A 2,480-nucleotide genomic window follows, 5' to 3' on the forward strand; every position below is an offset into this window, starting at 1 on the left:
ACATAAATGAGAGTTTTGGTCTTCCTTCCCATGCTTGGTGCGCTGCTGTCCGGCTGCGCCATGTTTCGCGATTCGAACGATCCCGCCAAGGATAAGCAGTATGTGGTGGTGGTCAATTCGCTGACCTGGGTTAATCCTGTGTCCGGCAAGAAGGATGGCACCCGCACGGCCTGGCCGCTGGTGCAGCTGGCCAATAATGAGGAAGTATTCCCGCTGGCCCAGATCAAACATTGTCCCGAGAACCTGCCCTGCGCCTGGGGTGTGCTGAGCGCGGCGCGCAATATCACCCGCTACGCTTATGCACCGGGCGGCGTTACGCTCGATATCGGCCTGGACGTGGACGTGCACCGCCGCCAGCAGGACCGCCGCCGCAATTTCCACACCTCGCTGGCGGTGCCGTCCGATGTGCCGGCCCTGAGCTACCAGAAATCCCAGCTGCAGACGATCGCCCTGCCTTACGGCAAGGTGTACCGGGTGGATCTGGAATACGGCATTAGCTATGCGATTTGCGCCCAGCGCATGAGCGCCGAAGGCCGGCCGGTCGACAAATGCGATATTCCATATATCTAGAGTTTTCCCGCTGTAAGGAGTTGTAAATCCGAGGCAGGCGCTGTCCGAATTCCCTATAGTATTCAATGGGAAGGAGATTTTTATGAAGACCTTATTTATCCTGCCGATCGCCGCGCTGATCCTGGCAGGCTGCGCGGAACCTGGACCGCGCTATGCAACGCGCAACGTCGATCCTTATCAATGGCATACCGTGTCGGTCACGCCGGTGCAGCCTGGCACCGTGGCGTCGCAGCAGGGCCGTGTCGAGTACACGACTGAAGCTGCGCCGGCCTATGTGCAGCAGCCGACGTATGTCCAGCAGCCAGCTTATGTGGCGGACCCGGTTTATGTGCCGGCGCCATACTACTATGCACCTGCACCAGCGTATTACTACCCGCCGGTGACGCTTGGCCTGGACTTCGTGTGGTTTGGCGGCGGTGGACACCGCGGCGGCTGGTGCTGCCGTGGCCGGCGCCACTAAGCCTTAGTGTGCAAAGAACAGCGGAATGTGTCYAAGCACGTCCGCTGAGCACAGCAGGAAGGTGGAAGTGGCCACCAGGCCCAGCAGCAATGCGCTGCCTGCAATGGGATGATGGGACATGATGTTCTCCTTAGTCATGTTCCCATCTTAGGCGGCTGGGCCTTGGGCGGGCATCGGTAAAAAGTCCGAGCCCGTGTAGGACAATTGCTCGTCGTTAAGTCGCGTCGCGGCTTACTTTTTTCCCCACAGAACGATAGCGCTTTCCGGCGCAGTATCCATGGCGTCCGCCAGCTCCAGCCACGCCTGGAGTTTTTCCGGCAGGCGCAGGGTGATGCCGGTGCCGTCGATATAGCCGATCTGTTCCAGATACTTGGCATCCATCTTGGCTTTGGACACGGTCGGCGCAGCCATGACCATGCGGTCGTACGCCTTGCGCGCCTTGTTTTCCCACTTGTGCAGGCCGCTTTCATCGAAGCGGTTGGCTTCGAAATACACCATCAGCGAGCCATCCGGATTGCCGAAGCCCACAATGCCGGCGCCTTTGCGAATGGTGGTCGAGTTGGGCAGGTCGAATTCTTCGGTGGGGACGAACACGGCGGCGCGGCCATCCTGGTTGGGACGGCCGACCGGCGTGTCCTTGCTATAGGTCGTAATGCTACCGACAACATTTTCCGCTGACATATGCTTAATTCCTGTTGCAAACAATATGAACATTCTAGCGGGAAATAGATGTCGTATGACAACGCTTGAAATTAATTTTGTAACTGCACCACGGTCGCCTGCAAGCCTTGCATATCGCTAGCTGCGCGGGCGGCTTCCGGCAGGGCTGCCAGCGCAAAACTGCGCACTGTCACGGGCGACAAATCGAGCTGCTTTCCGCGCAACAGGGCGATCAGGGCCTGGGCATCTTCAGGCTGATACATGAAATTGCCCATGATTTCCCAGTTGTTCAGCATCAGCGCGCCGTAGGGCAGGGCGAGTGGCACGTTCATGCTGCCCATCAGCACCAGGCGGCCGTTGCGGGCCAGGCTGTGCAGCACGGCGAGGGTGCTGTCGGCGCTGGCAGCCTGGCCGATCATATCCAGCGCCATGTGCACGCCGGCCGGCCCGGCCACTTCACGCAGCATGGCTGCATCATGCTCGACGTCGCCGGTGAGGACGGCGGCCACCACGCGGCCCTTACCCAGCGCAACCAGCGGACGCAAGGCTTCTGCGCGGCGGCCGACCGCCAGCACCTTGCCCGCGCCCATGGCCAGCGCAGCCAGTACGGCTGCCGAGCCGAAATAGCCGCTGGCGCCATTGATGGCGACCGTTTCGCCGGCCGCCAGGCGTCCGCGGCGCAGGCCGCCGAACGGCACCAGGAATTTTCCGAGGACAGCCAGGCGTTCGGCTGACATATCGCCCAGGCCATCCAGCGGCAGCACGGTGGAGGCCGGCATCTCAGCCACCT

4 protein-coding genes are annotated in these 2,480 nt (G+C 61.0%); 2 read left to right on the forward strand and 2 right to left on the reverse strand.

Annotated features, from left to right (window positions below; genetic code table 11):
- The first annotated feature begins 15 nt into the window (after positions 1-15).
- Together AB4Z11_RS29320 and AB4Z11_RS29325 are read left to right on the forward strand one after the other, a co-directional pair.
- Positions 16-570 carry a hypothetical protein gene (locus tag AB4Z11_RS29320; RefSeq protein WP_442029344.1) on the forward strand — a complete coding sequence of 185 codons (555 nt, stop codon included), beginning with the start codon at positions 16-18 and terminating at the stop codon, positions 568-570.
- An 82-nt stretch (positions 571-652) separates the two neighbouring features.
- Positions 653-1,030 carry a hypothetical protein gene (locus AB4Z11_RS29325; protein ID WP_442029345.1) on the forward strand — a complete coding sequence of 126 codons (378 nt, stop codon included), beginning with the start codon at positions 653-655 and terminating at the stop codon, positions 1,028-1,030.
- A 231-nt stretch (positions 1,031-1,261) separates the two neighbouring features.
- Here the strand turns inward: AB4Z11_RS29325 and AB4Z11_RS29330 are convergent, their stop codons facing one another.
- On the reverse strand, positions 1,262-1,711 hold the full coding sequence (locus AB4Z11_RS29330) for a hypothetical protein (protein ID WP_442029346.1): 450 nt from the start codon (positions 1,709-1,711) through the stop codon (positions 1,262-1,264).
- 71 nt (positions 1,712-1,782) lie between these two features.
- Positions 1,783-2,480 (reverse strand): zinc-binding dehydrogenase (locus AB4Z11_RS29335; RefSeq protein ID WP_442029347.1); only part of this gene is annotated, 698 nt, incomplete at its 5' end.

The sequence above is a fragment of the Pseudoduganella sp. RAF53_2 genome, from assembly GCF_052113985.1.
Lineage (GTDB): Bacteria > Pseudomonadota > Gammaproteobacteria > Burkholderiales > Burkholderiaceae_D > Rugamonas.